This window comes from Streptomyces sp. NPDC048254 (assembly GCF_043201895.1).
In the GTDB taxonomy this organism is placed as follows: domain Bacteria; phylum Actinomycetota; class Actinomycetes; order Streptomycetales; family Streptomycetaceae; genus Streptomyces.
Window position 1 is genome coordinate 161485 of record NZ_JBICZJ010000020.1, and the last position, 26751, is coordinate 188235.

The following is a 26751-nucleotide window of genomic DNA, read 5'->3' on the forward strand; positions in this document are numbered from 1 at the left end:
GATCGGGTCAGCCCGCCGGTCAGGACCTCGGCGAGCACCGGATCGGCGAGGCCGTGGGGCATGAAAGGCATGGAGCATGAAAACAGCCCCTCCGGTATGCCGGAGGGGCTGTCTGTTGTGGCTGGGGCCGGGGTCGAACCGGCGACCTATCGCTTTTCAGGCGATCGCTCGTACCAACTGAGCTACCCAGCCACGAGGTTTCACGTGAAACCCCAGCGGTCCTGACGGGATTTGAACCCGCGGCCTCCACCTTGACAGGGTGGCGAGCACTCCAAACTGCTCCACAGGACCAAGCTCTGCGTGCAACAGTGTCGCACACGATCTTGCGTGCCCCCAACGGGATTCGAACCCGTGCTACCGCCTTGAAAGGGCGGCGTCCTAGGCCGCTAGACGATGAGGGCTATCGGCCCGCCTGGGCGCTTCTCAGCGCGTCGGGGACGTGAGAAGCATATGGGATGGCGGGGAGTATCGCCAAAACGGTTTACGACCCCGAGGGCGACGGCGTTTCCGGCGTGCCTCCTGAGGGTGACGGGCTCTCCGAGGGGGAGGGGGTGGCTCCCGGCAACGCGTCTTCCGGTAGGTGGCGGCTGACCTCGGCCGTCGTCTCGCCCAGACCGCCCAGTCTGATCTCGTCCCAGGCCTGGAGCCGGCGGGTGTCGCGGTCGAAGTAGAGAATCGAGGCCTCGATGGGGTCCGGATACCTGCCCTCGACCGCGCGCAGACCGCTGCCGCCCGTGGAGCCCTCCACCCGAAGGCGGGTGCCGTGCGGCAGGATCTCGCTCTGCTCGTGATGGAGATGGCCCGCCAGGACCAGGGGCACCTCGCCGTCCGTCATCCGGGCGGCCGTCGGTTCATGGACGATGGCCACATCCGCCGGGGTGTCGGCCGCCCGCTGCTCCCGCAGGGCCGTGGCCAGACGGTCCCCGGCCTGTTCCTCGGCCGCGTCCCCGCCCGGCACGCCCGAGCGGTCGGGCGTGAACTGGGGATCGCCGATCCCGGCGAAGCGCAGCCCGGCGATCGTCTCGGCTCGGCCGTCGTCCAGGACGTGCACGTTCTTCATCCGGGACAGATAGCGCTGGGTGATGCCCGAGTCGTGGTTGCCCCGGACCCAGACGTACGGCACGCCCAGATCGGCGATCGGGTCCAGGAAGCCGTTCTCGGCCGCTGTGCCGTGGTCCATGGTGTCGCCGGAGTCGACGATCACGTTCACCTTGTACTGCTCCACCAGCGAGGCGATGATCTTCCAGCTCGCCGGGTTGAGATGGATGTCGGAGACGTGCAGGACGCGCAGGGTGGTCGGGTCCGGCGTGTAGGCGGGGAGCGTGGAGGTGGCGTCGTACAGCTTCGTCACATTGGTCACCAGTCGCGCCAACTCCTTCTGGTAGACGTCGAATTCGGTGACGATGCTGCGCGCGTTGCCGACCAGGGCGGGGGCGGAGGAGAGCAGGCCGGAGAACCTCGGTTCCAGGACCGACTCGGGGTTCCAGGTGGCGTACGCGGTCACGCCGGAGCCGGCCAGCAGGGCGAGGGCGAGGCCGCCGGCGGTCAGGGCGCGGCGGGGGCGGCGGTAGACGGCGAGGCCGAGGGCGGTGGCGCCGGAGACGACGGCCGCGCAGGAGCGTACGGCCACGTCGAGGGTGCCGTGCGCGACGTCCTGGGCGACCTCGTCCTGGAGGCCGGAGAGGCGCTCGGGGTGGTCTACCAGCGCCTGGGAGCGGACCGGGTCGAGCTGGTCGACGTTGACGTCCAGACGGACGGGGGCGGTGTGGGTGTCCAGGTAGAGGGCGCCCAGCGGCGAGACGTTGATCTTCGTGCCGCCGTGCAGGGACGGGCGCAGGGTCATCGTCGTGTCCATCGGGCCGACCTGGGCCCGGACGTTCCCGACGACCAGCAGGCCGAGCCAGGCGCCGACGAGCACGACGGTTATCAGGCCGAGGACGCGGATCCAGACGGGCGGTGCGTGCGCGTCGGGGGCGAGTTCCAGATCGGGCAGGCGGGCATGGGCACGGGCTCGGACCATTGGTGCCGTATGCCCAGGATTGCGGGCGCGTATGCGACGGTGTGCCGCCCGTATGTCGGGGGCTCGGGACTCTCGCACGGGCGTTCCGTACCGGACAATGGGTCTGTGCTGGAGATGACGCGCGAGGAGTTCGAGGAACTGGTCGCCGAGTCGCTCGACCGGATCCCGCCGGAGCTGACCCGGTTGATGGACAACGTGGCGGTGTTCGTCGAGGACGAGCCCGACGATCCGTCCGACCCCGAGCTGCTCGGGCTCTACGAGGGGACTCCGCTGACCGACCGCGGGGAGTGGTACGCGGGCGTGCTGCCGGACCGGATCACCATCTACCGCGGGCCGACACTGCGGATGTGCGCGTCGCGCGAGGAGGTCGTCGCGGAGACCGAGGTGACCGTGGTGCACGAGATCGCCCATCACTTCGGCATCGACGACGCGCGGCTGCATGCGCTCGGGTACGGGTGACGGGGGCGGCGGGTCCGGCGTGCGCCCTCGGGCGCGGGTGATTCCCCGGTGCGGGTGACGCCTCGGTTGCGTGTCCTCTTGTGGGCGGCGGGAGTTGGGGAGGTTGACTCCTTTCTTCGCCCCCGGAGGTGGCCGCCGTGCGCCCCTTGTACGTACCCGTCCGTCTGGCCGTCACCGTGATGGCCGTCGCGGCCGCCGCCGGCTGTGTGAACGTCGGGGACGACGCGGGGAAGGCCAAGCCGTCGCACTCCGCCGGGCACCGGGCCGGTGACGAGGCCGACGGAGGTTCCGGGGCGTCCGGTGCGGGCGGCGCGGGGTACGGCGGTGCGGTGGGCGACGGGAAGCGGGGGCATGGGGGGAAGCCGAAGCCGGGGGAGTCCGGGTCGGCGTCCGCCAAGCCGACGAAGGGTGCGAGTGCGGGGCCGACGGTGCCGGTGAAGCCGGGGCAGAGTGCGGCGCCGGGGGTGCCGGCCGGGCCGACGGGGGCGCCGGCGTCGCCCACACCGCCGGCGGCCTCCCCCACGCCACCGCCGGACTCGCCGACACCGCCACCGCCGGTCACGGACCCGCCGTCCGCCGAGCCGTCCTCCTCGGCGCACGAGGACACGGGGCCGCAGCTGGTGCAACGGGAACCGGCGCCGGAGGCGGGGACGCCGGCGTAGGTTCCCGTCGGCCTTCAGCGCAACGGTGGGTTCGCCACGACGAGCGACGGCTCGGCCTTCGCCACGACGAGCACGGGGGGCGCGGGCACGACGAGCACCGGTGGTTCGGCACCGCCGGAGAGCGCCGTGGGGGCCGAGAGCCGTTGCGGCGGGCAGAAAATTGGGCGGCGTGGGAAGGGGGGTAGGGGGTGTGAGCTGCGGGTTTAGGGGGTGGTTTGCCTTGAGGGGGGTTGGGTGCGTATGGTGGTAGATCGTTTGATCCCATTTGCCCGGCGCCACCGCAGAGCGCGCCGTGTGGCGCGTACTCTCCCTTGCCGTGGCGGACCGCATTGAGGCGGTCGTGAGCGAATCACGGAGTTGACGGGCGCGTGCCGAAGAGACTCCGGAAGGTTTCGCATTCGCATGTCCGTGTCCAGTACTGATCAGTTCGTCGTGCCCGAGAACAACGAGGACAACGAGCTGGTGACCCAGGTCTCCGAGGAGACCGCTGACACCACCGACACCACTGACCCCACCGACACCCCCCAGATCACCTTCGCCGACCTCGGTCTCCCCGAGGGCGTCGTGCGCAAGCTCGCGCAGAACGGTGTGACCAGCCCCTTCCCGATCCAGGCCGCGACCATCCCGGACGCCCTGACCGGCAAGGACATCCTCGGCCGTGGCCGTACCGGCTCCGGCAAGACCCTCTCCTTCGGTCTGCCCACCCTGGCCACGCTGGCCGGCGGCCGCACCGAGAAGAAGCGGCCCCGTGCCGTCATCCTCACCCCGACCCGTGAGCTGGCCATGCAGGTCGCGGACGCCCTCCAGCCGTACGGCGACGTCCTCGGCCTGAAGATGAAGGTCGTCTGCGGCGGTACGTCCATGGGCAACCAGATCTACGCCCTGGAGCGCGGCGTCGACGTCCTCGTCGCCACCCCCGGCCGTCTCCGCGACATCATCAACCGCGGGGCCTGCTCCCTCGAAGACGTGCAGATCGCCGTCCTCGACGAGGCCGACCAGATGTCCGACCTGGGCTTCCTGCCCGAGGTCACGGAGCTGCTCGACCAGATCCCGGCCGGCGGCCAGCGCATGCTGTTCTCGGCCACGATGGAGAACGAGATCTCCACGCTGGTCAAGCGCTACCTGACCGACCCGGTCACCCACGAGGTCGACAGCGCCCAGGGCAACGTCACGACGATGTCCCACCACATCCTCATCGTGAAGCCCAAGGACAAGGCGCCGGTCACCGCCGCGATCGCCTCCCGCAAGGGCCGCACGATCATCTTCGTCCGCACCCAGCTGGGCGCCGACCGCATCGCCGAGCAGCTGCGTGACGCCGGTGTGAAGGCCGACGCGCTGCACGGCGGCATGACCCAGGGCGCCCGCACCCGGACGCTGGCCGACTTCAAGGACGGTTACGTCAACGCGCTCGTCGCCACCGACGTCGCCGCCCGCGGCATCCACGTCGACGGCATCGACCTGGTCCTGAACGTCGACCCGGCCGGCGACCACAAGGACTACCTGCACCGCGCGGGCCGTACCGCTCGCGCCGGCCGCACGGGAACCGTCGTCTCCCTCTCCCTGCCGCACCAGCGCCGCCAGATCTTCCGGCTGATGGAGGACGCGGGCGTCGACGCCGGCCGTCACATCATCAACTCCGGTACGGCCTTCGAGCCCGAGGTCGCCGAGATCACCGGCGCCCGTTCGATGACCGAGGTCCAGGCCGAGTCCGCGGGCAACGCGGCGCAGCAGGCCGAGCGCGAGGTCACCCAGCTCACCAAGGAGCTGGAGCGGGCCACCCGCCGTGCGGCCGAGCTGCGCGAGGAGGCCGACCGTCTGGTCGCCCGTGCCGCCCGCGAGCGCGGCGAGGACCCGGAGACGGCGGTGGCCGAGGCCGCTGCCGTGACCGAGGCCGAGGCCGAGGTGGCGGAGCAGCCGGCCGTCGAGGCGCCGGCCCGTCAGGAGTCCTCCTCGTACGAGCGTCCGCGTCAGCAGCGCGACGAGCGGGGCAACTACGAGCGCCGTGACCGCCGTGACGACCGTCCGTCGGGTGGCTTCCGCCGTGACGACCGCCGCGACGACCGTGGTGGCCGTTCCTTCGAGCGTCGCGATGACCGTCCCTCGGGTGGTTTCCGTCGGGACGACCGCCGTGATGGCGGCGACCGTGGCGGCTTCCGCCGCGACGACCGTCCGTCGGGTGGCTTCCGCCGTGACGACCGCCGCGACGACCGTGGTGGCCGTTCCTTCGAGCGTCGTGACGAGCGTCCCTCCGGTGGCTTCCGTCGGGACGACCGCCGTGACGACCGTCGTGACGGCGACCGTGGCCGTTCCTTCGAGCGTCGCGATGACCGTCCCTCGGGTGGTTTCCGCCGGGACGACCGTCGTGACGGCGGCGACCGTGGCGGCTTCCGCCGCGACGACCGTCCGTCCGGCCACCGGGGCAGCGACCGTCCCTTCAACCGTGACCACCGCGACGACCGTCCGGGCTTCCGCAGCGGCGGCCACGACCGCCCGTACGGCCGCCGTGACGACCACCGCGGCACCGGCACCGGCACCGGCGGCTCCTTCGGCCGCCGCGACGACAAGCCGCGCTGGAAGCGCAACGGCTGACGTTCTGTGATGCACCACGGCTGAGCGCCGCGTCCCTCCCGGGGCGCGGCGCTCAGCCGTTTCCGGGGCCCGGACAAGAGATCGGAAACAGATCCCCGTGCTCCTGTGAAGTGGCCGTAAGATCAGCTACTTCAGAGGGGGACATGACAGCCGGGGGCGGGGCAACCGAGCGGCGAGTGTCCCTCCTTTTCCCACGGGGAGGATTCACCTTGGCGCGTCACGCCTTCGTGTCCGCGGCGGTCGCCGTCGCCGCGTCCACCGCGCTGGTCACCGCGTTTGGTCCGGTGAGCACCGCCGTCGCGGTCGACACCGCGCAGGAGACGGTCGTACCGGCCACCTATCGCAGTTCGAACCTCACGGCCAACGTCATCTACACCAACTCCACCGCCGGTGGTGACGGCGCGGGGGCGCAGGGCGTCTTCCACCGGCTGGAGGGCCACTCGGCAACGGTCTGGACGCGGTACTCGGACGGCGAGTCCTTCGACGTGCCGACGGCCATGGGCGGCAGCACGTTCTACAACGGCGGCACCGGCAGCGATGTCCTCGCCTACCACCACGGTGACGGCCGTATCGACCTGTGGAACGCGGTCGACGGCACCACCAGCACCGTCCAGGTGCCCTCGAACCAGTCGGTCTACGGCGTCTTCGGCACCACGGTCGCCACCAACCAGAACGTCACCTACGCGGACGGCACCACCGGCAAGGTCAAGCGTCTGCTGACCCCCGGCGCCGACGGCATGACGAACGAGGTGACCGTGGGCGGGGCGCCGGAGGGCATGGTCCTCGGCGGTCCGGTGCGCGGAGACGCGGACGGGTTCGTCTTCCGGGCGACGCTGGACGGTTCCCTGCGCCTGGCCCAGGTCGATCCGAAGAGCGGCCAGGTCGTGAGCTGGACGTCCGCCCTGCCCTCGGGCACCGGCACCACGGTCCGGCTCTCGCCCGATCACGTCGTCGCCTACGCCGGGGGCAACGCCACCACGGCGTACGTGTACTCCCGCGCCGACCTGACGGCGGACCCGGTCGCGGTCACCCTGGACAACCCGGTGAGCACCGGGGTGTCTCCCACGGGCGTCGCGATCGTCGGCGACTGGCTTGTCCACCAGCCGGGGGGCCGGGGACAGGTCACCGCCGTGCCGATCGCGGGCGGTGACCCGGTCACCCTGCTTGCTGCCTCGAACGGCGGGATCTCGGTCGCCCAGGACGGCACGGCGGTCGTCGTCGGCCGCACCGGCGCCGACGACTGGGGGGTCCAGCACATCACCGCAGGCGCCGACGGCAAGCCGACCGTCACCCTGGTCAAGGCGCTGCCGAAGCCGCCGTACCCGATCCAGGGGCTGTCGCTGGACCAGGGGCGACTGGTGGAAGCGGACGAGAGCTACTCCGGGGGGCGCGACACCTTCGGCCGTACCGTCGCCGCGACCGGCACGCCCACGTACGGCGCGCGCTCGAACTACGACGGCACGGACGTGCTGCTGGGCATCTGCTCGACGACCGATGTCGGCTGTTCGCAGCTGTTCGGTACGGCCGCGGGCCGGACGGTGTGGCTGGAGCGCGGCGCCGGCGGCAGCGCCGATTCCGAAGTCGACCTGCTCCGGGCCCACGGCCCCGGGAACTCGCTCTGGGAACACGACATCCCCGTCGGCGGACAGATCACCGACGTCTCCGGCGAGTACGTCCTCTACGCCACCGCCACCCAGCAGTACGTCTACGAGATCGGCGACTACGCGGGCCCCAAGGTCGCTCGCACCCCCGGCGCCGCCGCCCTCTCCGGCGATCTGCTCTGGACGGCGAGCGCCACGGCCCACGGGCAGGTCAGCGCGTACGACCTGGCGGCGAAGAAGACCGCCGAGACGCTCACCCTCGACAACGGCGGCTGCGCACCCACCGAACTCCAGGCGAACGGCCGCTACCTGTACTGGAACTGCGGTGGCACGACGGCCGGGGTTTACGACCGTACGGCGAAGAAGTCGGTGCCCGTCCCGGCCGACGAGGCCAAGCTCGGGGACGGGTACGTCGTCACGCACGACAGGACGGCCGGGAAGCTGGTGCTGACGACCGTCGCCGGCGGGACTCCCGCCAGCCGGGTCATCGGCGACCTGCCCGACACGGGCGTCTCGCAGCGGGACGTGCGCTGGACCGTCGACGAGTCCGGTTCGAACGCGGCCTACGTGGACGGCGCGCAGCAGATCCACCTCGTACCGTCCGGGGTGCCGCAGCAGCCCCTGCGGCTGCTCTCTCCCGCACAGAACGCGGCCTCGGTCGATCCGACGCCGATCGACACGACACCGGACCCGCTGACCACCCTGCTGCTCTCGAAGCCGACGTCCGGGTGGCGGCTGACCGTGCGTTCCAAGGCGACCGGGAGGGTCGTGGACACGGCGGAGAGCACTGCGTCGGCGCGCGGTGAGCTGAAGGTCGGCTGGTTCGGCATGGACCGGACGGCCCCCGGGGACGTGCCGGTGCCGAACGGCACGTACGAGTGGTCGCTGTCCGTCACCCCGGCCGACGGGACCGGGGCGCTCCAGGCGACCGGTTCGGTGCGGATCCGGACCGGCAGCCCGGTGCGGCACGACCAGGTGGGTTCGGACGGCATCGGCGACCTGCTCACCCTCAACTCCTCGGGGACGACGCTGGCCTTCCAACAGGGCACCGGCAAGGGCGGCTTCGCCGGGACGGTCTCCGGGAAGGGCTGGTCGGCCAAGACGCTGGCCGTGCCGTACGGCGACCTGAACAACGACCGCTGCAACGACGTGCTGGTCCGCACGCCAGGCGGCGCGCTGCGCGCCTACAAGCCCGCCTGCGGTGCCGCACTCACCCCGTCGACGTCGTACACGAGCCTCGGCACGAGCGGCTGGAACCAGTACGACGTCCTCACCTCGCCCGGCGATCTGAACAAGGACGGCCGCCCCGACCTGATCGCCCGCAACTCCGCGACCGGCGCGGTGTACCTGTACAAGACGACGAGCACGGGCAAGCTCTCCGCCCGCGTGAAGCTGTACGGCAACTGGAAGACGTACAAGAAGGTCGTCGGCGCCGGGGACCTGAACGGCGACGGGGTCGGGGACCTGGTCGCGCAGGACAAGGCGAACAACCTGTACCGGTACTACGGCACCGGCAAGGGCGGCTTCGGCGGCCGGGTGAAGATCGCCACCGGGTGGGGCTCGTCGTACAACGCGGTCGTGGGCGTCGGCGACATCACCGGGGACGGCAAGAACGACCTGGTCATGCGGGACACCGGGGGCAACCTGTACCGGCAGACCGGGACCGGCAAGGGTTCGTTCGCGGCCCGGGTGAAGATCGCGACGGGCTGGCAGGGCTACAAGGGACTCTTCTAGGCACCCTGTTTCCAAGGGGTTCCAGAGTGTTTTCAGCCATGCTGTGACGCATGTCACGCCCCTGGCGGGGGAATCGCTGGGGGCATGACAGATGACGCGATAGGCAAAGCGACCTCCGACGAGGAGCGGCTGGCCCAGCTCGGCTACACCCAGGTCCTGGCCCGCCGTATGTCGGCCTTCTCGAACTACGCGGTCTCCTTCACGATCATCTCGGTCCTCTCCGGCTGCCTCACCCTCTACCTCTTCGGCATGATCACCGGCGGTCCCGCGGTGATCACCTGGGGCTGGGTGGCCGTGGGCCTGATGACCCTCTTCGTAGGCCTCTCCATGGCCGAGATCTGCTCCGCCTATCCCACCTCGGCGGGCCTCTACTTCTGGGCCCACCGCCTGGCCCCGCCCCGCAGCGCGGCCGCCTGGGCGTGGTTCACGGGCTGGTTCAACGTGCTCGGCCAGGTGGCGGTGACCGCCGGCATCGACTTCGGCGCCGCGTCCTTCCTGGGCGCCTACCTGAACCTGCAGTTCGACTTCAAGGTGACGCCGGGCCGCACGATCCTCCTCTTCGCCGCGATCCTGTTCCTGCACGGCCTGCTGAACACCTTCGGCGTCCGCATCGTCGCGCTGCTCAACAGCGTGAGCGTGTGGTGGCACGTCGTCGGTGTCGCGGTCATCGTCGGCGCGCTGACCTTCGTACCCGACCACCACCAGTCGGCGTCCTTCGTCTTCACCGAGTTCGTGAACAGGACGGGCTGGAGCAGCGGCCCGTACGTGGTCCTGCTCGGTCTTCTGATGGCGCAGTACACCTTCACCGGGTACGACGCCTCGGCGCACATGACGGAGGAGACGCACGACGCGTCGACGGCGGGCCCGCGGGGCATCGTCCGCTCGATCTGGACGTCGTGGATCGCCGGCTTCGTCCTGCTCCTCGGCTTCACCTTCGCCATCCAGTCGTACGACAAGGAACTGGGCTCCCCGACGGGCGCGCCCCCGGCGCAGATCCTGCTGGACGCGCTCGGCGCGACCACGGGCAAGCTGCTGCTCCTCGTCGTGATCGGTGCCCAGCTCTTCTGCGGGATGGCGTCGGTGACGGCCAACAGCCGCATGATCTACGCGTTCTCCCGCGACGGGGCGCTCCCGTTCTCCCGCGTCTGGCACACGGTCAGCCCGCGCACCCGCACCCCCGTTGCGGCGGTCTGGCTCGCGGCCTTCGCCGCGCTCGCACTGGGCCTCCCGTACCTGATCAACTACACGGCCTACGCCGCCGTGACGTCGATCGCGGTGATCGGGCTGTACGTGGCGTACGTGATCCCGACGCTGCTGCGGGTCAGGAAGGGCGCCGCGTTCGAACGCGGGCCGTGGCATCTGGGCCGCTGGTCGGGGGTGATCGGCGTGATCTCGGTGGCCTGGGTCGGTGTCATCACCGTCCTCTTCATGCTCCCGCAGGTCTCCCCGGTCACCTGGAAGTCCTTCAACTACGCTCCGGTGGCCGTTCTCGCGGTCCTCGGCTTCGCCGCGATCTGGTGGCAGGCCTCGGCCCGGCACTGGTTCCTCCACCCGGACAGAGCACGCCACGAGGACACCGCCAAACTGGTCGATCTCTGACGCTCCGGGCCACTTCTGCCTCACGACGCGGCCGCGACCCCGATACCCGATCGGCGACACGGCTCCGTCCGGCTATGCTCGGGGAGGCAACATCGCCTGGGCCGTTAGCTCAATTGGCAGAGCAGTGGACTTTTAATCCATTGGTTGTGGGTTCGAGTCCCACACGGCCTACGGAAGAGGCCCCAGCTCGGAGGGATTTCGAGCTGGGGCCTCAGCCGTTGCACAGAGAGGCCCCGGCCGGCCGGACATGCTCGGCCGGGGCTGTGACGCGACCGTCAGGCGCGGGCTCGGACGATGAGTGTGCCGATGTGCCCGGCCTTCGGGGCGTCCACCACCTTCGCCTCAGCGGACGTGAAGCCAGCCCTGAGCAGGTGCCGCTCCCACAACCCCCGGACCGTCAGGGCGACTGGACCTCGCGCTTCTCCAGCGGCCGCACGGCCGGGCCCTGGAGGATGCTGCCGTCCGGGGCGAAGCGGGAGCCGTGGCAGGGGCATTCCCATGCCTGTTCCGCATGGTTGAAGGCGACGAGGCAGCCGAGGTGGGTGCAGCGGGCCGAGACGGCGTGCAGCTGGCCGCTGTCGTCCCGGTGGACGGCGCACTGGTGCCCGCCGACCCGGATGACGGCTCCGTCTCCGGGGGCGAGGTCCTCGGGTGCGGGGGCTGTCACGGGTGGGATCCGGTCGCCGACGAAGTGCCTGGCCACGTGCGCCTGGTGCTTGAGGAACGAGCCGCCCTCGCGGACCACGGAGCCCAGTCGGCGGGGATCGTACAAGCCCGCCCATGCGACTTTCCGGCCCTCGATGAGGTCGCTGATCAGCAGGCCGGCCATGATGCCGCCGCTCAGGCCCCAGCCGCCGAAGCCGGTGGCCACGTAGGTGTGGCGGCTGCCGGGGTGGAGGGGGCCGACGAGGGGCACGGAGTCGGTGGAGTCGTTGTCCTGGGTGGCCCATCGGTGGGTGAGCGTCAGGCCCGGGAAGCGGCCGGTGGCCCAGGCGGCCAGCCGGGCGAGGCGTTCCTCGACGTCGGCGGCGCCGGGGGTGAAGTGCTCGCCGGTGACGACGAGCAGACGCTGCCCGTCGGTGTAGGGGGCGCTGCGCACGGACCGGGTGTTCTGTTCGGGGGTGATGTACATGTCGCGCGGTGCCGCGTTCGCGTCTATGGTCCCCGCGACGACCAGTTCGCGGCGTGGGGAGAGTCGAGTGAAGAGCAGCGCCCGGTCGAAGACGGGGTAGTGCGTGGCGACGACGACCTCGCGCGCCCGCACCTCGATGCCGGCGTCGGTGGACAGGACGCAGGGTTCGCCCTCGGTGAGGCCGGTGACACGGGTCCCTTCGTGGACGGTGCCGCCGCGGTCGCGGAGATCTGCGGCCAGGGCGTGCAGGTACTTCACGGGATGGAACTGGGCCTGCCCGGTCACCCGGACCGCTCCGGCCACCGGGAAGGGCAGCTCGGTGTCGGTGACGAACTCGGCCGGCAGGCCCGCTTCGCGCGCCGCCTCGGCTTCCGCCCGGAGCTGCGCGACATGCTCCGCGTCCTCAGCGTAGGTGCAGGCCGCCGCTTCCTCCCAGTCGCAGTCGATGCCGAGGTCGGCGACGGTCTCGGCGGCCCGGCGGATCGCCGCCGACTGCGACTCGGCGTACAGCCGCGCGCCCTCGCTGCCGCGGGTGCGGCGCAGGTGGTCGTAGACCAGGGTGTGGAGCGCGGTCAGCTTGGCCGTCGTGTGCCCGGTGACCCCGCCGGCGATCCGGCCCGCCTCCAGCACGGCCACCTCCCGCCCGCGCCGGGACAGCTCCCAGGCGGTGCTGAGCCCCGCCATGCCGCCGCCGACCACCGCGACATCGACGGAGATGTCCCCGGCCGGCGGAGGAGCGGGCTCACCACCCGGCGCGGTCTCGATCCAGTACGACCCCCGGAGTCCTTCATGGGCGTTCATGGCCGCCGAGTTCCCTCTCCGCCGAAGTGACACGCGCAGGTGTCCGAACGGGCGCCTGGCCCCGGGCCGGGTGAGCCGGGTGTGCGGTTGCGTCGCGGTACCCGGCAGCTGACCGAAGACCGATACGGGGCAGACACCCGGCGCGGATGCTCAGCATGGCGGGGACAGGTACGCCCGGTCGGGGTACTCGTGCAACGCCGCCGCACGCGGCGGAGAGAAGCGAGGGCACGAGCCATGACGACACCGATGCCGGGCACCCGCCCGGGGACCCAGATCCGTGGGGTCCGCACGAACCTGCTCGGGATCTACCTCAACGACCATCTGGCAGGTGCCACGGTCGGATCCGCTCGCTCCGGGTTCGCGGCCCGGTCGCATCGTGACCCGCCGTTCGCGGAACCGTTGCGGCGCCTCGCGGGCGAGATCGCCGAGGACCGTGCGAGTCTGCTGCGCATCATGGGGAGCCTGGGCGTGCCCAAGCGCCGTTACAAGGTCGCGGCGTCCGGCGTGGCCGAGCGGCTGGGGCGACTCAAGAGCAACGGGCGCCTCTGCCGGCGTTCACCGCTCACTCTGGTGATCGAGCTGGAGTTCCTCCGGCTGGGGGTGAAGGGCAAGGAACTCGGCTGGCGCACGTTGCGCGCCCTGGCCGAGGCGGACGGCCGCATCGACGAGCAGGAACTCGACGGACTGATCGAACGGGCCGAGCGGCAGATGGGCACGCTGGAGGAGCTGCGCGTCAGGGCGGTCCGGGATGTCCTGCTCACCGGTTGACGCCGAGCGGGAAGCCGACGGGTTGGACGACAACTTCAGGGAACTCGAAATGTCGACCTCATCGCAAGAGAAGAGGGAAAGGATCGAACATGTCCGACCCTCAGCGGCCCCAGCAGCGGCGCAGCCGTAAGGGGGGCGTGGCGTAACGCCGCAGGACAGCGGCGAGCTCAAGGCCCGCCAGATCGAGGAGACGGGCGAGGGCCACGCCCTGGCACGGACAAGGGGAACAAGGGCGGCGGAGAAGGCGGCGGAGTGCCGCCGGACCAGCAGCCCGATCATCCCTGAGCCGCCGGGACCGCGTGACCATCGTGACCATCCGAGAGAACGAACGAGGAGGTAACGAGATGCCTGCCGGATCGAGTTCCAAGCGGGAACGACAGTACGAGCACATCAAGAAGAGCGCCCAGGACCGGGGCGAGTCCGCCGGGCGGGCCAAGGAGATCGCCTCGCGGACGGTCAACAAGGAGCGGGCGAGGTCGGGCGAGTCGAAGACCGCGAGCAAGTCCTCGACCGGTGACCGCAAGTCCGCGTCCCAGCGCGGCGGGCAGCGCTCGCACACCGGTGCGCAGGGACCGACCAAGGACCAGCTGTACGAGGAGGCCAAGAAGCGCAACATCGACGGCCGTTCCTCGATGACCAAGCAGCAGTTGCAGAACGCTCTCGGCCGTTGAGGGGGTGAGGCGGGTGCGGCCCGAGGTGGACCGGATCGCGCAGCCCTGGGGCGACCGCACCCCCTACGGACGCGGCGGAGCCTGGCCGGTGCTCGTCGACTCGTATCTCGAATCCGGCGTCACGGCCGACGCCGTCGAGCGATGGGTCCCCGCCGCGTCGCTGCTGCACTCCAACGGTGATGCGATGGACGTCGCCGTCGCCCGCGGCCGGATCGTCGGGGTGCGCGGGCGGCCCGGCGACCGGGTGAACCGGGGCCGGCTCGGGCCGAAGGACCTGTTCGGCTGGCAGGCCGGCGGCGGCGGACACGACGACATCGCCTTGATCGTCATCCGCCTGTGACGACCTCGGCCCATCGGAAGCAGCCGTGACCGGCCCGGGCGAGCGTAGGCTCGAAACGCGGAGGTCAGGTGTGACGTGCACTGGGGCGCTTGGCCACGGCTTCACCCAATCGCGAGGTGTCGGTCAAGGGCCCCGGACCGCCGCCGGTGAGCCCGACCGGCTGCGCGCGGGCCGGGCTCACCTTTGAGGTGACCAGCTGCTTCTTCGAGCTCCGATCGGGTGACCATGGAGCGCAGCCGAGCCGGCTTTTCGAGGTCCCCTCCGAACGCTCGTGCCGACGGACGTCGCGGACTCGTCGTGACGGGTGCGACGGATCGGCTCCTGGCCGCGATGGCTTGTTCCGGACGCCACCGGGTATCGGCTGCCGGGCTCCGCCAACGGCGCTTGACAACGGCTGTGAGTCTTCACCTGGCTGGTCATGGACTACATCTGGGCCGGTAAGTCTCTCTGGGACGCCGACCATCCCGGAGGTCACTCCTGTGCGACCACCCGGATCGTGTCCAGCTGTGTGTCGGCCGCGTCGGGCAGGTTCATGCCTGCCGTCACTCCGCTGGTCAGGTAGCGCAGGACGGGGTCGGTGAGGCGTTCGCCGGGGAGTACGGCGGGGATGCCGGGCGGGTACGGCGTGATCATCTCGCCGGCGATCCGCCCTGCCGCGCGGTGCGTGGGGATGTCCTCGTGGGGCTCGAAGTAGGCGTCGCGGGGCAGCCGGGCCTGTTCCATCCGCAGCTCGGCCGGGGAGGGCACGGCGACGCGCGGCGCGTCCCGCAACTCGTCGGCGTGGTCGGCGAGGTCGCGCAGGGCGGTGAGCAACCGGTCGGCGGTCTGCTCGTCCTCGGCGTGGGTGAGCTGGGCGCTGATCCGCCGGTGGTCGAAGAGGTGCATGTCGAGGTGGTGGTGCTCGCGCAGCCAGCCGGCGGCCCGGTAGCCGGTGGTCGCCAGCGCCTCGATGTCCATGACGACCGGGAGGGGGTCGAACTCGGCGGCGCGGTCCGGCCCGCAGAAGTCGCCGGCGTCGTTGACGTGGAAGCCGTCGATGTCCTCGATCGCGGCCCGGGTGCGCCCGGCCAGCCGCAGGGCGTGGTCGAGGAGGTCGTGGCCGTGCTGGGCCATCTGCCGGCGCCAGGCGTCGATTCCCGCGTAGAGCAGGACGTTGGGGCTGGTGGTGCCGAGCAGGTCGGCGCGGGAGGAGAGTTCGGCGGGGTCGATGAGGTCGCCCTGGAGGTGGAAGACCGAGCCCTGTTCCAGGCCGCTGCCCATCTTGTGGATGCTGGTGACGCAGACGTCGGCGCCCGCGTCCATCGCCCAGGTGGGCAGCTCGTCGTGGAAGGGCAGATGCGCGCCCCATGCCTCGTCGACGATCAGCGGTTTGCCCCGGCGGTGACAGATCTCGGCGATGCCGCGCAGCTCGGCGGCGGTGCCGTACGGGGTGGGGCTGGTGACGAGGGCGCCGTCCGCCTCGGGATGCTCCGCGAACGCCTTCTCGTAGGCGGCGGCCGACGGGGGGTGCGCGAGGTGGCGTTCCGGGTCCCACTGGGGTTCGACCCAGATCGGCTCCACGCCGGACAGGATGAGCCCGGCGATCACCGACTTGTGGGCGTCCCGGCCCACGATCAGGCCCCGGCCGTGGCAGGTCACGCTCAACATGGCGGCCTTGACCGACAGGGAGCTGCCGCAGGTCGAGAAGAACGTGTGTTCCGCGTGCACCGCGTCGGCCATCAGCTCCTCGGCCCGCTCCAGTACCCGGCCCCGGGACAGCCGGTCGTCCATGCCGCCGCTGGCCAGCACGTCACCGAGGTACACGGCGTCGCCGAGGACCGCTCGGGCCCGGGGGTCCGCGCCGCGTGCCTGTTTGTGCCCCGGCGGGGAGAACCCCAGCTCGTCGGCCTCGTGGTAGCGGGCGAGGGCGTCCAGGACGGGTGCTTCATCATGGTTGAGACACATGGCTGCGGAGTTCCCACGACGACTGACCGCATGCCCGTTGCGCGGTCAGTCACCACCCGGCAGGCGCCCGTTCGGGGACGAAGGAAGGGACAGGGGGCATGTCCCTGGGAGCCGGTGCGGGACACGAGCGGCAACCCGATCACCTCGGGAACAATCGCATGTGGAAGCCCGCCCCGCGCCTGCGTGCGAGTGTCCTCGTGACTGCGGAGCCCCGGTCTGCACTGAGCGCGTTCCGGCTGATGCGCGAGCAGGCTGTCGACGCCGTGGCGGTGACGGACAACGGCCGCCGCGTGCCCAAAGAGCTGGGGATCCGCCGACAACTGTGACAGGGCCTGACTGCCCGCGCGGACAGGCCGCGGCGCTCGATCAGCCGAGGGCCGGGACTTCGCGCGACGCGGTCGCGGTCCGCAGGCAGCGCCGGAGTTCCTCGGCGTAGGGCAGGGCGACACCGCCCGCGATGATCGCGGCGAGCCCCGCGAGGTACGCGGCGGGCAGCGGGTGCTCCTTGGGCAGCAGCCGCCAGTCCTGCGGGTCCGGGCCGCCCCGCAGGGTCTTGCGGACCTGGTCGGCGTGGAGACAGGCGGTGAAGGCCAGCGCGGTGAGCGGCAGCACCTCCAGGAAGCTGTGGATGTGCTGCTCGATCGGGTGGACCTCCCGCTCCTTGACGGCCAGCGACACGTCGTACACGGCCGTCGCGCCGTGGGCGAGGGCGGCGCCGCCCATCACGCTGAGCACCAGCGGGTTGACGCGGGCCAGCAGGCCCATGAGGACGGGGATTCCGGCCTCGGTCATCATCAGGGCGTGGACCGCGGACTCCTTGGTTCCGCTGGTGTGCTCGACCCGGGTCCGCCGGTGCATCCACCAGTCGGCGAGGCCCGGCAAGCGCACTTGCGACGTGAAGCCTCGGGGAGCGGCACCGACGGGTCGGTACCGAGGCGGGTCGAAGCGCCCGTGCCGGGCACTGGGGATTGATGGGTGCTCTGCTCTCGCTGGCCTCGGCTGTCTGTTACGGCGTCGTCGACTTCGCCGGCGGGCTGCTGTCACGCCGGGCGCACTTCACGGTGGTCACCTTCCTCGGGCAGATCGGCGGGCTGCTGCTCGCGCTGGCGGCCGCGGTCCTGCTGCCCGCAGCGGCGGTCCGCTCTCCGGACGTCTGCTGGGGAGCGCTGTCCGGGGCGGGCAGCGGGACCGCCATGTACTGCCTCAACCGGGGCCTGACGCGGGGAGCCATGAGTGTCGTGGTGCCGGTCAGCGCCGTCACCGGAGTCGCCCTGTCCGTACTGTGCGGGGTGTTCTTCCTGGGCGACCGGCCCACCCCGGCGGCCTGGCTGGGCATCTGCGCCACCGTGCCCGCCCTGTGGCTCGTCTCCGGCGGCATCGGTCCGGGCGGGGACCGGAGGGCCCTGGCGGACGGCCTGCTTGCCAGCTCGGCGATCGCCGTGCAGTACATCGGGCTCGCCCAGGCGGGCCCGGCGAGCGGCCTGTGGCCCGTGGCCGCCGGCCGTCTGGCCGCCGTTCTCCTCCTGCTGCCGGGCGCCCTACGGCATGTTTCCCGCTTTCGGCGGCCACCGGGCCTCCTGGCCGAAGCGGTGGTGACCGGAGCGGGCGCGGCCTTCGCGCTCATCCTCTACATGCGGGCCGCCCAGCTGCAGATGCTGGCCGTCGCCGTCGTGCTGGCGTCCCTGTACCCGGCGATCCCCACCGTTCTCGGCGTCGCGGTACTGCGCGAGAGACTCACCCGGGCACAGGTGACCGGCCTGGTGAGTGCGGCCCTCGCGATCGTTCTGCTGACCCTGGGGTGACGCCAAGGCCGCGGGGGGACACTGGGGGGCATGACCCATACAACCGGGAGTGACGACGATCGTTCCAGCGAGGCCGGTCATTCCCGCCCGGGGCCGCCTGCGGTAGTCCAGTACGAGTCGCACGGGGTCCAGGTGTTCGTGGCCCACGGCGCCTACGACCCGGCCTCGATCGCGCCGCTCGCGGAAACGCTGCAGGCAGCTGCCGAGAAGCACTCCAGGGTGGTGGTCGACACCGGTGGCGTCACCTTCGCGGATTCGACCTTCCTGAATCTCCTGCTCGGCATCCACCACACGACCGACCTGCGCATAGTCGCGCCGCCGGCCCAACTGCGGCGCTTGCTGGAGCTCACCGGGGCCGACCGGGTCCTCAAGGTGCAGGCGAACCCGGAGGACGCCACGGCGTGACCGGTGGGCCTCAGCCCTCGACTCCCGTGGCGGTGTGGGCCGCGCCGACGGGCTTGGATTCAGGGGATCCGCGTTGGCGCAGGTAGACCGAGAGGATGGCCATCGAGGCGACGGCGAGGAGTTCGGACTGCCAGTTCTGCAGGGTGCGGTTCCAGAAGTCGGCCGAGCCGAGGTACTGCGGCCAGGAGACCGATGCCTGGAGCTGGCGCAGGTGCTGCTCGTTGTAGGCGGCCGCGCCGGTGATGGACTGGGCGAGCCACGACCAGATGAAGATCGCGCCCATGACGATGCCCAGGGAGCGTGAGTACACCGTCTGCCGCCATCCCGTGTCGGCCGCCCAGCGGGGTGAGAACGGTCCGGCGTGCTCGCCGACCTTCTGTTCCCGGTCGCTCTGCACACCGGCCCGGTCCAGCTCCTTGGACTCGGGCGAGCCGCGTTGGAGCAGCCAGACGGTGCCGAAGATGTAGAGGGAGAACTGCAGGTATTCCGACTGCCAGTTCTCGGTGACGTCCACCGCGAAGTCCGAGGTCGTGAGGTAGTAAAGGAAGCCGATGGGATGGAGCCCGTCGGTGACCAGCTGGTTGTCGAAGTCCGCGTGCCCGGACACGGCCTGGCCCGCGAGGGTGAGCAGAAAGCCGGTACCGAAGGCCAGGGTCAGGCTGTTGTGGCTCACGAACCGTGTCAGGCGGTTCACCGCTGCATCAGCCCCACGGCGGTGAAGTAGGAGAGTCCGGCGCCGACCGTGAGCAGCAGCAACGTGAACAGGGCTCGCATTCTCCGGTCACCCTCCTTTGACCTGGCACTGGTACGGCTGGTGGGGCCGCGGCTCACAGCCTGCCGCGGTGATCTTCCAGCCGGACGGGAAGACCGACAGGAACAGCGTGTCGGCGGCGAGGACCACCCGTGCCTGCCGCCCGTAGACCTGGACCGTGCGCACCGCCCCCGCGGGGGACAGCTGCTCTTCGGAGAGAGCCTTGGGGCAGGACGTCTTCGCCGGCTGCTGAAGTTCCTGCCGTGTCTGGGGGGCCAGCGCCGCACAGGCGCGCGCCCCGTCGGCGCGCCGGACGCTCTCCTCGAAGCACACGGCGGCTCGGGACGCGGCAGCCTCTCACTCACCGAGCGTGCTGCAGGAGCTCAGGCAGACAGCACAGGCGAGTGCCATCAGGCCGCCCGTACTCCTCCGGCGCGACAAAGGACCTCCACTCGCTGCGGTCGGGGCTGTCCGGACATGCTGAGGGGTTGACGGTGTCGCGGAGGGCAGCCGCGCCGGGGCGCCGGGCGGGCGTAGAGCTACTGGGCTATGCCCGACCGATCGACAGCGAGGTCCCGGTGCTCGACGCATGTCCACGGGCAGGATGTCCAGTCACCGTTCGGCGACGCAATGGCTGTAGGGGCGGTCCGGTGGGCCGGCGGTCGCCAGGGCACCCGGCGGCTGTCCTCCGGAATGCGGACCGGCTCTCCTGGGGAGAAGCTGAGTCCATGGCCGAGGGTTCCGCGATCGTGGAGGCGCCCGGTGGGTGTGGAGGGCGCCGCGCGTATCTCGACGACCAGCTCCTGGGCACGGCGTATTCCCTGCACGAGCTGACGATGTTGCTGCGGCACGCCGGGCTCGGGTGCCGGGACGAGGTGGATGTGGCCGAGTCGGGCCTCATCGAGTGGTACGGCGGGGGCCCGGAGGTCTGGCCGCGTCAGGGGGGTGGGCCGAACTGCTGGGCGGTGCCGGGTGAGCTCGCCCCCCTGGTGAGGGCCGCGAGGCCGACCTGACCGGGGGCGGTCACCACGGCTGGTGCCGGTCCGCCGGTGCAGGTGTACGTGCTGTCGGGTGGGGGACTCGGTGGGCAAGCCGGTTCAGCAGCGTTTCCCTGGGGACTGGCCTGGCCCGGCCTTCTCTGGTTCAGCCGAAGTGCCGGAGGAGCCGCTCGCCCGGGGTCACGACAGGGTGCCCTCCTCGCAGACCCGGCGGGCTACCTCACGGAGCTTGATGTTGTTCGCCTGGGAGTAACGGCGCAGCACGTTGAACGCCTCGTCCTCGGTGAGGCGGTGGCTGCCCATGACGATACCCATGGCCTCGCCGATGGTGTGGCGGGTGGCGAGGGCCCTTTCCAGCTGGGCATGGGTGCGGGCGGCGGAGAAGGCGACCGCCGCATGCGAGGCCAGCGACCATCCGGCCACCTCACTGGCCTCGGTGAAGGCCCCCGACTCGCGGGAGTAGAAGTTCAGCGCGCCGAGGTCCTCCTCCTCGGTGAAGAGCAGGAAACCCATCATGCTGCCGACAACCGAGCTTGTGTGCCTGAGGGGCGTAGGCGGGCCAGCGCTGCTGTTCGGCGGTGAGGTCCGCGATGCGGAAGACCCGTTCGCCCCTGCGATGTCCGGGCGGCGTCGAAGCACGGCCCTTCCCCCAGCCGCTGCTGCAGCCGATCGCTGTCGGTGACCAGCTGATGGGTGGTGGCGAGCGTCTCCACCTGCGAGTCGTGCAGCACGAGGATGCCGGCCGCGTCACAGCCGTCGACCAGCTCGGTGGCCGACTCGGTGATCCGCCGCAGAGTGTCATCGACCGAGTCCTGTGCCAGAAGATCCCGCGCCATCGAAGCCATCTGCTCCGCGAACCGCCCCCCAGTCCACGTCGTCCTCCGCTGCTCGTCACGTCTGGACAAGCCTCATACCCGTCTCGGGCGAGGCTCACCTTCACATCGCAGACGGATACCCGTGGCGGGCGGGAAAATGGCTCCGGGTACTGCTCGGTCGTCCCCGTGGCGCTGGACGGCAGGCAGACGGACCGCCAAACCGAGGACCAAGTCTTGTGGATCGGCAGTCCGAATGAAGTGCGAACGGACCCCTGGGTGCCCCGGGACCTGGCTTCGGGGGCCTTACCGCAGGCGGTCGGCGGTTGAGTCGAGAGAGCGGAGTCCCGCCCGCACCTGGAATCAGCCGGTCAAGCGGCTGCGCAGCAGTTCCTTGCCCAGGCCTGCGCCCTTACGGCTGTCAGCCTGCGCCTTGCTGAACAGCTCGACCAGTTGCTCGTCCTTCGCCCGCTCGGCGTCCTTGATGTAGGTGTCCAGTCGCAGGGCGTTCTCCAGGCAGCTCTCGACGTACCAGAGGAGGTTGTAGTCCTTGTCGGGGGTTCCGGTGACGTGTCCGGTCTCCGTGGCACTGGCCATCGTCGCATCACTCCGTTCCGTTGTGTCGAAGCGGGCGCTCGGCCCGCCGGCCTTGTCGTCCGGACCGGCCGAGTACCCCGAAGGGACGCGAGGCACCGCGGGAGCCGGTCGGCAACCTTTTCGGTGTGGTCCGGGACGCACGACTCCACGTGTTGTGGACACGTGCCAGCGCAGCTGCGCCCCCACCGGCGTGCTGTTCGTTCTCACCAGCGGCCAGGTCTCCCTCGCCACCGCGGACGCGCGCGTCGAAGAGGCGATTTTCGGCGCGTGTTCGGCATCACGGTCAACGCGGTGATCCGGCCCCTCCCCGTGTACCTGCGTGACCCGCGCCGCCCCTCAGGACGCCGCCGAGGAGGCGCAGGAGGTCCTGTCCGCGGTGGCCGAGGGGCCGGCGCCGGGGGAGAACGAGAGGGCCGCGTGGCCGGGGGCAGACGAGCGCACGCCGCTCTGAGGGCTTGGTCGAGAGGCCCGCTCCTTGGTCGACCGGGGCCGCGAAAGCATGCGCGGAAATCACCGTGGTCGCGGTCCGCGAGCCGGCTGCGCGCCCGGCAGGTCCTGCGACGAGTTAGTAGCCGTACTCGATCACGTCGCCGTGCACACCGCAGGTGTGACTCGCACCGTGCGTGGGCTCGCCCCGACTGCCGCAACGCCCCACCCCGCCAGGGCGCTTCGCTCGTCGAGCTCACCGCCACGAACCAGGTTTCACGCCGGGCCCGTTGGACACTCGGGATGAGAAGAACAACGGGGGCAGGACGGACGAGCCGGACCGCAACAGGCCCGAGCCAGAAGGAAGATGAGCAGCCGTGACTGCGGAAGCCAGTACCCCGACAGCCGTACGCCGAGCCGAGACCGGTTGGGCGAGGGCGCGTCGCCTGCGCGGGTCAGGCATACGGACCTGCCTGCGCGCGACGCTCGACAACAACTCGGGGCAACTGCGGCAGGGGGACGACCGGAACGTCGTAAGGGGCGAGGACTGACCGCCGCATCGCTCACGTCGGCAGCGCTCTGCCACCCCGCCGTACGCACGGCGCTCTGCCACCCCGCCGTACGCACGGCGCTCTGTCGTCCCGCCATACGCGCGGTCACGTGCCGGTTCGTCCGCCCCTTACGGAACGACGGACACGCCCGACCGGGTGTACATCGCCCGGTGCGGCGCCGTGCCTGTCCGGATGGGGAACCACTGTCAGCTGGGCGGGACCGACCCGGCCCAGGCACGACCAGCGAAAGGCGGACGGACAATGGGGCACGGCGGAGACGCGATCGCGGAACTGACGACCGACCACCGGGAGGTCGAGGAGATGTTCGCCCGGATCCAGGGGATGCCGGGCGGCGGACAGGAACTCCGTGACGTGGTGGACGAGGTCACGATCGAACTGGTACGGCACTCGATCGCAGAGGAGGAGTACCTGTACCCGGCGGTACGCAAGCACATCGAGGGCGGAGACCGGATCGCGGACAAGGAGATCGCGGACCATGGGCGGGTCGAGAAGCTCCTCAAGCAGCTGGAGAAGACGGACACCGGCGATCCGAAGATGAGCCCCCTGCTGCAGGAGCTCATGGACGAGGTCTCCGCGCACGTCCAGGACGAGGAGGACAACCTCTTCCCCATGCTGCGCCGGTCCTGCTCTCCCGAGGCTCTCAACGACCTCGGGGACAAGATCCGCCGGGCCAAGTCCATGGCCCCCACCCGCCCGCACCCCTCCGCGCCGAACACTCCGCCGGCCAACAAGCTCCTCGCGCCGGGCGCCGGTCTGGTGGACCGGGCTCGCGACCTGATCACCGGCCGCGGCAAGTCCTGATCGTTGCAGGGGCCGGTTCCGGGCCGGGTGGTGCCGGCCCGGGTTGCCGGGCGGGCACCAGGGGCGGCCTCCTGTGACGCGGCTCATTCCCTCTTCGGGCCCGGCTGCCTAGGCTGGTGTGTCACGAGCGGGGCAGCGCGGCTCCGCACCACAGCTCGCGGGACCGATCTGCCGGACACAGGCGAGCACGCTCCCCGAGGGACCGTCCGCCGTGACCGAAGACCTGACGCCTGTCATAGCCGCCTCCACCCGCTGGCTCCTCACCGCCTACCCCGCTCCCGGCGGCGCGCTCAGCAGGGCGCTGGCCGAGGCCCAGGCCCGGCAGGCGGTCACACTCGCCGCCGCTCTGCGCTACCCCACCGACCTCGACGTACAGCTGCTCCACCTGCTTGCCCCCAGCGGATCCCACCGGCTGGACCGGCTCACCGGATGCGAGCCGCAGCCCGGCGACACCGACTGGCGGACCTGGATCGACGAAACCGTCGTCAGCTGGGCAGCCTGCCTCCTGGCCGACCCCGCCCTGGCCGCCCACGCCGCAGACCAGGCTCTCGCCGTGAGCGGGCACCACGCCGCCGAGGGCCTGCGCCGGCTGACCGACCCCGGGGAGCGGGACACCCAGGCCGTGCCTCTGCTGCGCCATCCCGACCTGCTGGAGAACGTCGCGGGCCTCCACCGATCCCAGCTCATTGAACTGCTCACCCTCGACAGCGCGGACCTGCCCTGAGCTCGGCGCCCGAGAGGCTGTCGCTTTCGCCCTGGCATTGACCAGCTGCCGACGGGTCACGATGGACGCCCTGCCCAACGGCGAGTACCAGTGATCACGCACAGTGGACACGTCACGTCCTCAAGCCGCCGCGTAGTGCGCGCGCTAGCCGATCAGCGCCACCACCATCGCGATGAGGCCGATCACTACCAGCAGCACCACGGCCATGATCAGGACGAGCGCCATAGGTCCCCATCCTTTACGCAGCTCGGGCGGCTCCGGATGAGAGATGCCGGAGGTGCTCCCCTCCGCGGGTGGAGTGTCGCCGGGCGACACCCCGCCGCCTGGTTCGAGTCCCGGTGTTCGGCCCGGCTCAGGATCAGGAGTCGTCATGGCACTGGTTCCTCTCGGTTCTCAACTGCCCGCCGGTTGGCCTTGGTTTTGCCTGGTGGATATCTACGCAGCAACCTGGATAATTACGAGTTTCCGGCTTATATGACATCAAACGGGGTGCTTCTCGCCCCGCCCGGAAGAGCCGCCCGCGGTGGGACGGCTGCAGCGCTGCTGCCCGTTTCACCTGCCCGAAGACCAGCCGTCAGCCGCCTTTCCGCGTGAGCGATGCGTGAGCGGACGGTGCGGTACGAGCCGTCACGAGGCAGCACGCCCCTCGCCGTGAACGTGTTCTGACCTGGTGGTTCCGGAACTCGAAGCACCGTCCGGAACCATCAGGCAAGCTTTGGCCAGGACTTTTAATCCATTGGTTGTGGGTTCGAGTCCCACACGGCCTACGGGTGGTGGGCGGGGGATATGGCCCCTGACCTGCTGCGTTTTCGGGGGCCTTGCGTGCGCGACGCGGCGACGTGGCGCAGGTCCCGCAGGGTGATACGGCGCCTGCGCCGGTCGGCCGCCTGATCCGACCGCTGCCCAGGCACACGTCGCTGTGCCTGGCCGGAGCTCTCTGGGCTTCCCGGGCGTACCTGACGGCCGCACCGCTCTCGTTGCCGCGGGCTTGGTGGGTCCCCTGTCTCACCGTGGCGGTGTTCCAGTACTCCTTCGCGATTACCACGGTCGTCGCCCCGCTGCCGGTGAGGCGGCAGCGATCCGTCGTACACCTCCGATGGGAATGCCAGGGAGGTAGGTTGAGCAGATGTCCGCTGTGCCCGTGATTCTGTTGCTGTCGGGGAGCCTGCGCGCCGGTTCCACCAATGAGGCCGTGCTGCGCACCGCGCAGGTCGTGGCGCCGTCGGTGCAGGCGTGTGCCGTCATGTATGACGGTCTGGCGGAGCTTCCGCACTTCAACCCGGATGACGACACCGACCCGTTGCCGCCCCCTGTGGCGCGGCTGCGGGCGGCGATCGAGGGGGCGCACGGAATCCTGATCTGCACCCCGGAGTACGCCGGAACCCTGCCGGGTTCGTTCAAGAACCTGCTGGACTGGACGGTCGGTGGTACCGAGATCTGTGACAAGCCGGTGGCCTGGGTCAACGCGGCGGCGCCCGCCCGCGGCCAGGGCGCGGAGGCCACGCTACGAGCGGTTCTGGGCTACACCGGCGCCGACATCGTGGAGTCGGCCTGTGTGAAGGCCCCGGTGGACCGGCGGACGGTCGGCGCGGACGGCCTCATCGACGACGCGGAGGTCCGCCGTCAACTCGGCGACGTGTTGAACCTGTTGGCGGCGGCCGGCGCACAGGCCCCAGTGGCAGACCTGGCGTGACTCCTGGTCTTGGTCAGGCTTCCGAGGAAGGACCACGCCGTGCCGCACACGCTGAACCTGTGGCGTCGACAGCTCGGAAAAGTACCCGCGTCGGTCTGGCAGGACCCCGACCTCCAGGTGCTGATCCTCGCGGACAACGGGCTCACCGACCTCCCGCCCGAGATCGGACGACTGCACCGGCTGGCCACCCTGGACCTCGGCCACAACCACCTCACCTCGGTGCCCGCCGAACTGGGTGATCTGGCCGACCTCACAGGTTTCCTCTACCTGCACGACAACAAGCTGTCGGAGATCCCGGACGCGTTGGGAAGCCTGACTCGGCTGCGCTACCTCAATATCGGCGAGAACGCCCTCACCGCCCTGCCCGAGCCCATCGGCCGCATGGCTGCCCTGATCGAACTCCGGGCACAGCACAACCGACTCACCTCGCTGCCTGACAGCGTCGGAGACCTACGCAACCTGCGCGAACTCTGGCTGCGGGGCAACGCGGTCGAAAGCCTGCCGCCATCCATGGCCGACCTCCGCGAACTGCGCCATCTCGACCTGCGGGAGAACACCCTCACCGAACTCCCGGAGGTGCTGGCCGGCCTGTCCCGACTGCGCCGACTCGACGTACGCAGCAACCACCTCACGCGGCTGCCGGACTGGGTCGTCGACATGCCCGCGCTGGAGAAGCTGGACCTGCGGTGGAACGACTGCGAGCCGACCCCGTCGCTGCTGACCGAACTGGAGCGGCGGGGGTGCGTCGTCCTCTTGTAGAGCGAAAGCCACTGGCGGAGGGTGGGAAAGCCGGCGGCGGGTTGAGGGCGACGCACCACCGTTCGGGGCAATCGCCGTCGGTGCGTGGCTG

The 26751-nt window shown here is 70.7% G+C and carries 24 protein-coding genes, 4 tRNA genes and 2 pseudogenes; 17 read left to right on the plus strand and 13 right to left on the minus strand.

The genetic code is table 11. The features are described from left to right. Window positions 1-118: 118 nt before the first annotated feature. The 4 genes from ACGFZQ_RS41285 to ACGFZQ_RS41300 all read right to left on the minus strand — a co-directional run bounded on the left by ACGFZQ_RS41285 (window position 119) and on the right by ACGFZQ_RS41300 (window position 2020). Window positions 119-192 (minus strand) — tRNA-Phe (locus ACGFZQ_RS41285). 24 nt (window positions 193-216) lie between these two features. Next, a tRNA-Asp gene (locus ACGFZQ_RS41290) sits at window positions 217-291 on the minus strand. Window positions 292-328: 37 nt separating this feature from the next. Further along, a tRNA-Glu gene (locus ACGFZQ_RS41295) sits at window positions 329-401 on the minus strand. 80 nt (window positions 402-481) lie between these two features. After that, a complete protein-coding gene (locus tag ACGFZQ_RS41300) occupies window positions 482-2020 on the minus strand; it encodes a metallophosphoesterase (protein WP_393844733.1) in 1539 nt (512 codons plus the stop codon). A 105-nt stretch (window positions 2021-2125) separates the two neighbouring features. Between ACGFZQ_RS41300 and ACGFZQ_RS41305 the strand changes: the two genes are divergently transcribed. The 6 genes from ACGFZQ_RS41305 (at window position 2126) to ACGFZQ_RS41330 (ending at window position 10835) form a co-directional block, all read left to right on the plus strand. After that, the gene (locus tag ACGFZQ_RS41305; RefSeq protein ID WP_351744451.1) at window positions 2126-2479 is read left to right on the plus strand and encodes a metallopeptidase family protein; all 354 of its coding nucleotides are present in this window, start codon (window positions 2126-2128) and stop codon (window positions 2477-2479) included. A gap of 137 nt (window positions 2480-2616) precedes the next feature. Further along, window positions 2617-3141, plus strand: a complete 525-nt coding sequence (locus ACGFZQ_RS41310) for a hypothetical protein (RefSeq protein WP_393844734.1) — start codon at window positions 2617-2619, stop codon at window positions 3139-3141. A gap of 402 nt (window positions 3142-3543) precedes the next feature. Further along, a complete protein-coding gene (locus ACGFZQ_RS41315; protein WP_393844735.1) occupies window positions 3544-5730 on the plus strand; it encodes a DEAD/DEAH box helicase in 2187 nt (728 codons plus the stop codon). A gap of 209 nt (window positions 5731-5939) precedes the next feature. Further along, window positions 5940-9065, plus strand: coding sequence for an FG-GAP repeat domain-containing protein (locus tag ACGFZQ_RS41320; RefSeq protein ID WP_393844736.1), 3126 nt, complete (start codon window positions 5940-5942; stop codon window positions 9063-9065). An 84-nt stretch (window positions 9066-9149) separates the two neighbouring features. Then, window positions 9150-10664, plus strand: coding sequence for an amino acid permease (locus ACGFZQ_RS41325; protein WP_393844737.1), 1515 nt, complete (start codon window positions 9150-9152; stop codon window positions 10662-10664). A gap of 98 nt (window positions 10665-10762) precedes the next feature. Continuing rightward, window positions 10763-10835 (plus strand) — tRNA-Lys (locus ACGFZQ_RS41330). A gap of 226 nt (window positions 10836-11061) precedes the next feature. Here ACGFZQ_RS41330 and ACGFZQ_RS41335 read toward each other — a convergent pair. Beyond that, a complete protein-coding gene (locus ACGFZQ_RS41335; RefSeq protein ID WP_393844738.1) occupies window positions 11062-12597 on the minus strand; it encodes an FAD-dependent oxidoreductase in 1536 nt (511 codons plus the stop codon). Between the two features lie 234 nt (window positions 12598-12831). Between ACGFZQ_RS41335 and ACGFZQ_RS41340 the strand changes: the two genes are divergently transcribed. The 3 genes and pseudogenes from ACGFZQ_RS41340 to ACGFZQ_RS41350 form a co-directional block, all read left to right on the plus strand. Next, window positions 12832-13365 (plus strand): hypothetical protein, encoded by a 534-nt coding sequence (locus ACGFZQ_RS41340; RefSeq protein ID WP_393844739.1) that lies wholly within the window; start codon window positions 12832-12834, stop codon window positions 13363-13365. Between the two features lie 344 nt (window positions 13366-13709). After that, entirely contained in the window at window positions 13710-14036 is a 327-nt protein-coding gene (locus ACGFZQ_RS41345) for a plasmid stabilization protein (RefSeq protein ID WP_393844740.1), read from the plus strand. Window positions 14037-14049: 13 nt separating this feature from the next. Continuing rightward, window positions 14050-14328 (plus strand): annotated as a pseudogene (locus ACGFZQ_RS41350) (nitrate reductase); the annotation flags it as partial. Window positions 14329-14847: 519 nt separating this feature from the next. Here the strand turns inward: ACGFZQ_RS41350 and ACGFZQ_RS41355 are convergent. Then, window positions 14848-16320 carry an aminotransferase class I/II-fold pyridoxal phosphate-dependent enzyme gene (locus ACGFZQ_RS41355; protein ID WP_393844741.1) on the minus strand — a complete coding sequence of 491 codons (1473 nt, stop codon included), beginning with the start codon at window positions 16318-16320 and terminating at the stop codon, window positions 14848-14850. 197 nt (window positions 16321-16517) lie between these two features. Here ACGFZQ_RS41355 and ACGFZQ_RS41360 point away from each other — a divergent pair, with 197 nt between their 5' ends. Continuing rightward, window positions 16518-16646, plus strand: a complete 129-nt coding sequence (locus tag ACGFZQ_RS41360; RefSeq protein WP_393844742.1) for a hypothetical protein — start codon at window positions 16518-16520, stop codon at window positions 16644-16646. Between the two features lie 40 nt (window positions 16647-16686). Here the strand turns inward: ACGFZQ_RS41360 and ACGFZQ_RS41365 are convergent, their stop codons facing one another. After that, window positions 16687-17208 carry a diguanylate cyclase gene (locus tag ACGFZQ_RS41365; protein ID WP_393844743.1) on the minus strand — a complete coding sequence of 174 codons (522 nt, stop codon included), beginning with the start codon at window positions 17206-17208 and terminating at the stop codon, window positions 16687-16689. A gap of 83 nt (window positions 17209-17291) precedes the next feature. Here ACGFZQ_RS41365 and ACGFZQ_RS41370 point away from each other — a divergent pair, with 83 nt between their 5' ends. Both ACGFZQ_RS41370 and ACGFZQ_RS41375 read left to right on the plus strand, forming a co-directional pair. Continuing rightward, on the plus strand, window positions 17292-18122 hold the full coding sequence (locus tag ACGFZQ_RS41370) for an EamA family transporter (protein WP_393844744.1): 831 nt from the start codon (window positions 17292-17294) through the stop codon (window positions 18120-18122). A gap of 30 nt (window positions 18123-18152) precedes the next feature. Then, complete coding sequence (locus tag ACGFZQ_RS41375) at window positions 18153-18527, plus strand: STAS domain-containing protein (protein ID WP_393844745.1); 375 nt, start codon at window positions 18153-18155, stop codon at window positions 18525-18527. 10 nt (window positions 18528-18537) lie between these two features. Here the strand turns inward: ACGFZQ_RS41375 and ACGFZQ_RS41380 are convergent, their stop codons facing one another. Both ACGFZQ_RS41380 and ACGFZQ_RS41385 read right to left on the minus strand, forming a co-directional pair. Next, a complete protein-coding gene (locus tag ACGFZQ_RS41380) occupies window positions 18538-19221 on the minus strand; it encodes a DUF6766 family protein (RefSeq protein WP_393844746.1) in 684 nt (227 codons plus the stop codon). Window positions 19222-19308: 87 nt separating this feature from the next. Further along, window positions 19309-19611: a hypothetical protein gene (locus tag ACGFZQ_RS41385; protein WP_393844747.1), complete on the minus strand. Its 303-nt coding sequence runs from the start codon at window positions 19609-19611 to the stop codon at window positions 19309-19311. Between the two features lie 395 nt (window positions 19612-20006). Here ACGFZQ_RS41385 and ACGFZQ_RS41390 point away from each other — a divergent pair, with 395 nt between their 5' ends. After that, window positions 20007-20291, plus strand: a complete 285-nt coding sequence (locus ACGFZQ_RS41390) for a hypothetical protein (protein ID WP_393844748.1) — start codon at window positions 20007-20009, stop codon at window positions 20289-20291. A 165-nt stretch (window positions 20292-20456) separates the two neighbouring features. Here the strand turns inward: ACGFZQ_RS41390 and ACGFZQ_RS41395 are convergent. After that, a pseudogene (locus tag ACGFZQ_RS41395) lies at window positions 20457-21121 on the minus strand (GAF and ANTAR domain-containing protein). Between the two features lie 330 nt (window positions 21122-21451). Then, window positions 21452-21685: a hypothetical protein gene (locus ACGFZQ_RS41400; protein WP_393844749.1), complete on the minus strand. Its 234-nt coding sequence runs from the start codon at window positions 21683-21685 to the stop codon at window positions 21452-21454. Between the two features lie 1238 nt (window positions 21686-22923). Here ACGFZQ_RS41400 and ACGFZQ_RS41405 point away from each other — a divergent pair. Both ACGFZQ_RS41405 and ACGFZQ_RS41410 read left to right on the plus strand, forming a co-directional pair. After that, on the plus strand, window positions 22924-23484 hold the full coding sequence (locus ACGFZQ_RS41405) for a hemerythrin domain-containing protein (protein ID WP_393844750.1): 561 nt from the start codon (window positions 22924-22926) through the stop codon (window positions 23482-23484). A gap of 211 nt (window positions 23485-23695) precedes the next feature. Beyond that, complete coding sequence (locus ACGFZQ_RS41410) at window positions 23696-24208, plus strand: hypothetical protein (protein ID WP_393844751.1); 513 nt, start codon at window positions 23696-23698, stop codon at window positions 24206-24208. A gap of 56 nt (window positions 24209-24264) precedes the next feature. Here the strand turns inward: ACGFZQ_RS41410 and ACGFZQ_RS41415 are convergent, their stop codons facing one another. Next, on the minus strand, window positions 24265-24324 hold the full coding sequence (locus ACGFZQ_RS41415; RefSeq protein WP_393844780.1) for a hypothetical protein: 60 nt from the start codon (window positions 24322-24324) through the stop codon (window positions 24265-24267). A 28-nt stretch (window positions 24325-24352) separates the two neighbouring features. After that, on the minus strand, window positions 24353-24580 hold the full coding sequence (locus tag ACGFZQ_RS41420; protein ID WP_393844752.1) for a DUF6480 family protein: 228 nt from the start codon (window positions 24578-24580) through the stop codon (window positions 24353-24355). Window positions 24581-25334: 754 nt separating this feature from the next. Here ACGFZQ_RS41420 and ACGFZQ_RS41425 point away from each other — a divergent pair. Both ACGFZQ_RS41425 and ACGFZQ_RS41430 read left to right on the plus strand, forming a co-directional pair. Beyond that, window positions 25335-25901, plus strand: a complete 567-nt coding sequence (locus tag ACGFZQ_RS41425) for an NADPH-dependent FMN reductase (RefSeq protein WP_393844753.1) — start codon at window positions 25335-25337, stop codon at window positions 25899-25901. A 39-nt stretch (window positions 25902-25940) separates the two neighbouring features. After that, window positions 25941-26660, plus strand: a complete 720-nt coding sequence (locus tag ACGFZQ_RS41430; protein WP_393844754.1) for a leucine-rich repeat domain-containing protein — start codon at window positions 25941-25943, stop codon at window positions 26658-26660. Window positions 26661-26751: the final 91 nt, after the last annotated feature.

What these genes read in the sequence shown, in the direction of transcription:
- ACGFZQ_RS41300 (WP_393844733.1), bottom strand. Translation starts at nt 2,020, where the DNA reads ATGGTCCGAGCCCGTGCCCATGCCCGCCTGCCCGATCTGGAACTCGCC.
- ACGFZQ_RS41315 (WP_393844735.1), top strand. Translation starts at nt 3,544, where the DNA reads ATGTCCGTGTCCAGTACTGATCAGTTCGTCGTGCCCGAGAACAACGAG.
- ACGFZQ_RS41325 (WP_393844737.1), top strand. Translation starts at nt 9,150, where the DNA reads ATGACAGATGACGCGATAGGCAAAGCGACCTCCGACGAGGAGCGGCTG.
- ACGFZQ_RS41335 (WP_393844738.1), bottom strand. Translation starts at nt 12,597, where the DNA reads ATGAACGCCCATGAAGGACTCCGGGGGTCGTACTGGATCGAGACCGCG.
- ACGFZQ_RS41340 (WP_393844739.1), top strand. Translation starts at nt 12,832, where the DNA reads ATGACGACACCGATGCCGGGCACCCGCCCGGGGACCCAGATCCGTGGG.
- ACGFZQ_RS41345 (WP_393844740.1), top strand. Translation starts at nt 13,710, where the DNA reads ATGCCTGCCGGATCGAGTTCCAAGCGGGAACGACAGTACGAGCACATC.
- ACGFZQ_RS41355 (WP_393844741.1), bottom strand. Translation starts at nt 16,320, where the DNA reads ATGTGTCTCAACCATGATGAAGCACCCGTCCTGGACGCCCTCGCCCGC.
- ACGFZQ_RS41370 (WP_393844744.1), top strand. Translation starts at nt 17,292, where the DNA reads ATGGGTGCTCTGCTCTCGCTGGCCTCGGCTGTCTGTTACGGCGTCGTC.
- ACGFZQ_RS41375 (WP_393844745.1), top strand. Translation starts at nt 18,153, where the DNA reads ATGACCCATACAACCGGGAGTGACGACGATCGTTCCAGCGAGGCCGGT.
- ACGFZQ_RS41390 (WP_393844748.1), top strand. Translation starts at nt 20,007, where the DNA reads ATGGCCGAGGGTTCCGCGATCGTGGAGGCGCCCGGTGGGTGTGGAGGG.
- ACGFZQ_RS41400 (WP_393844749.1), bottom strand. Translation starts at nt 21,685, where the DNA reads ATGGCCAGTGCCACGGAGACCGGACACGTCACCGGAACCCCCGACAAG.
- ACGFZQ_RS41405 (WP_393844750.1), top strand. Translation starts at nt 22,924, where the DNA reads ATGGGGCACGGCGGAGACGCGATCGCGGAACTGACGACCGACCACCGG.
- ACGFZQ_RS41420 (WP_393844752.1), bottom strand. Translation starts at nt 24,580, where the DNA reads ATGACGACTCCTGATCCTGAGCCGGGCCGAACACCGGGACTCGAACCA.
- ACGFZQ_RS41425 (WP_393844753.1), top strand. Translation starts at nt 25,335, where the DNA reads ATGTCCGCTGTGCCCGTGATTCTGTTGCTGTCGGGGAGCCTGCGCGCC.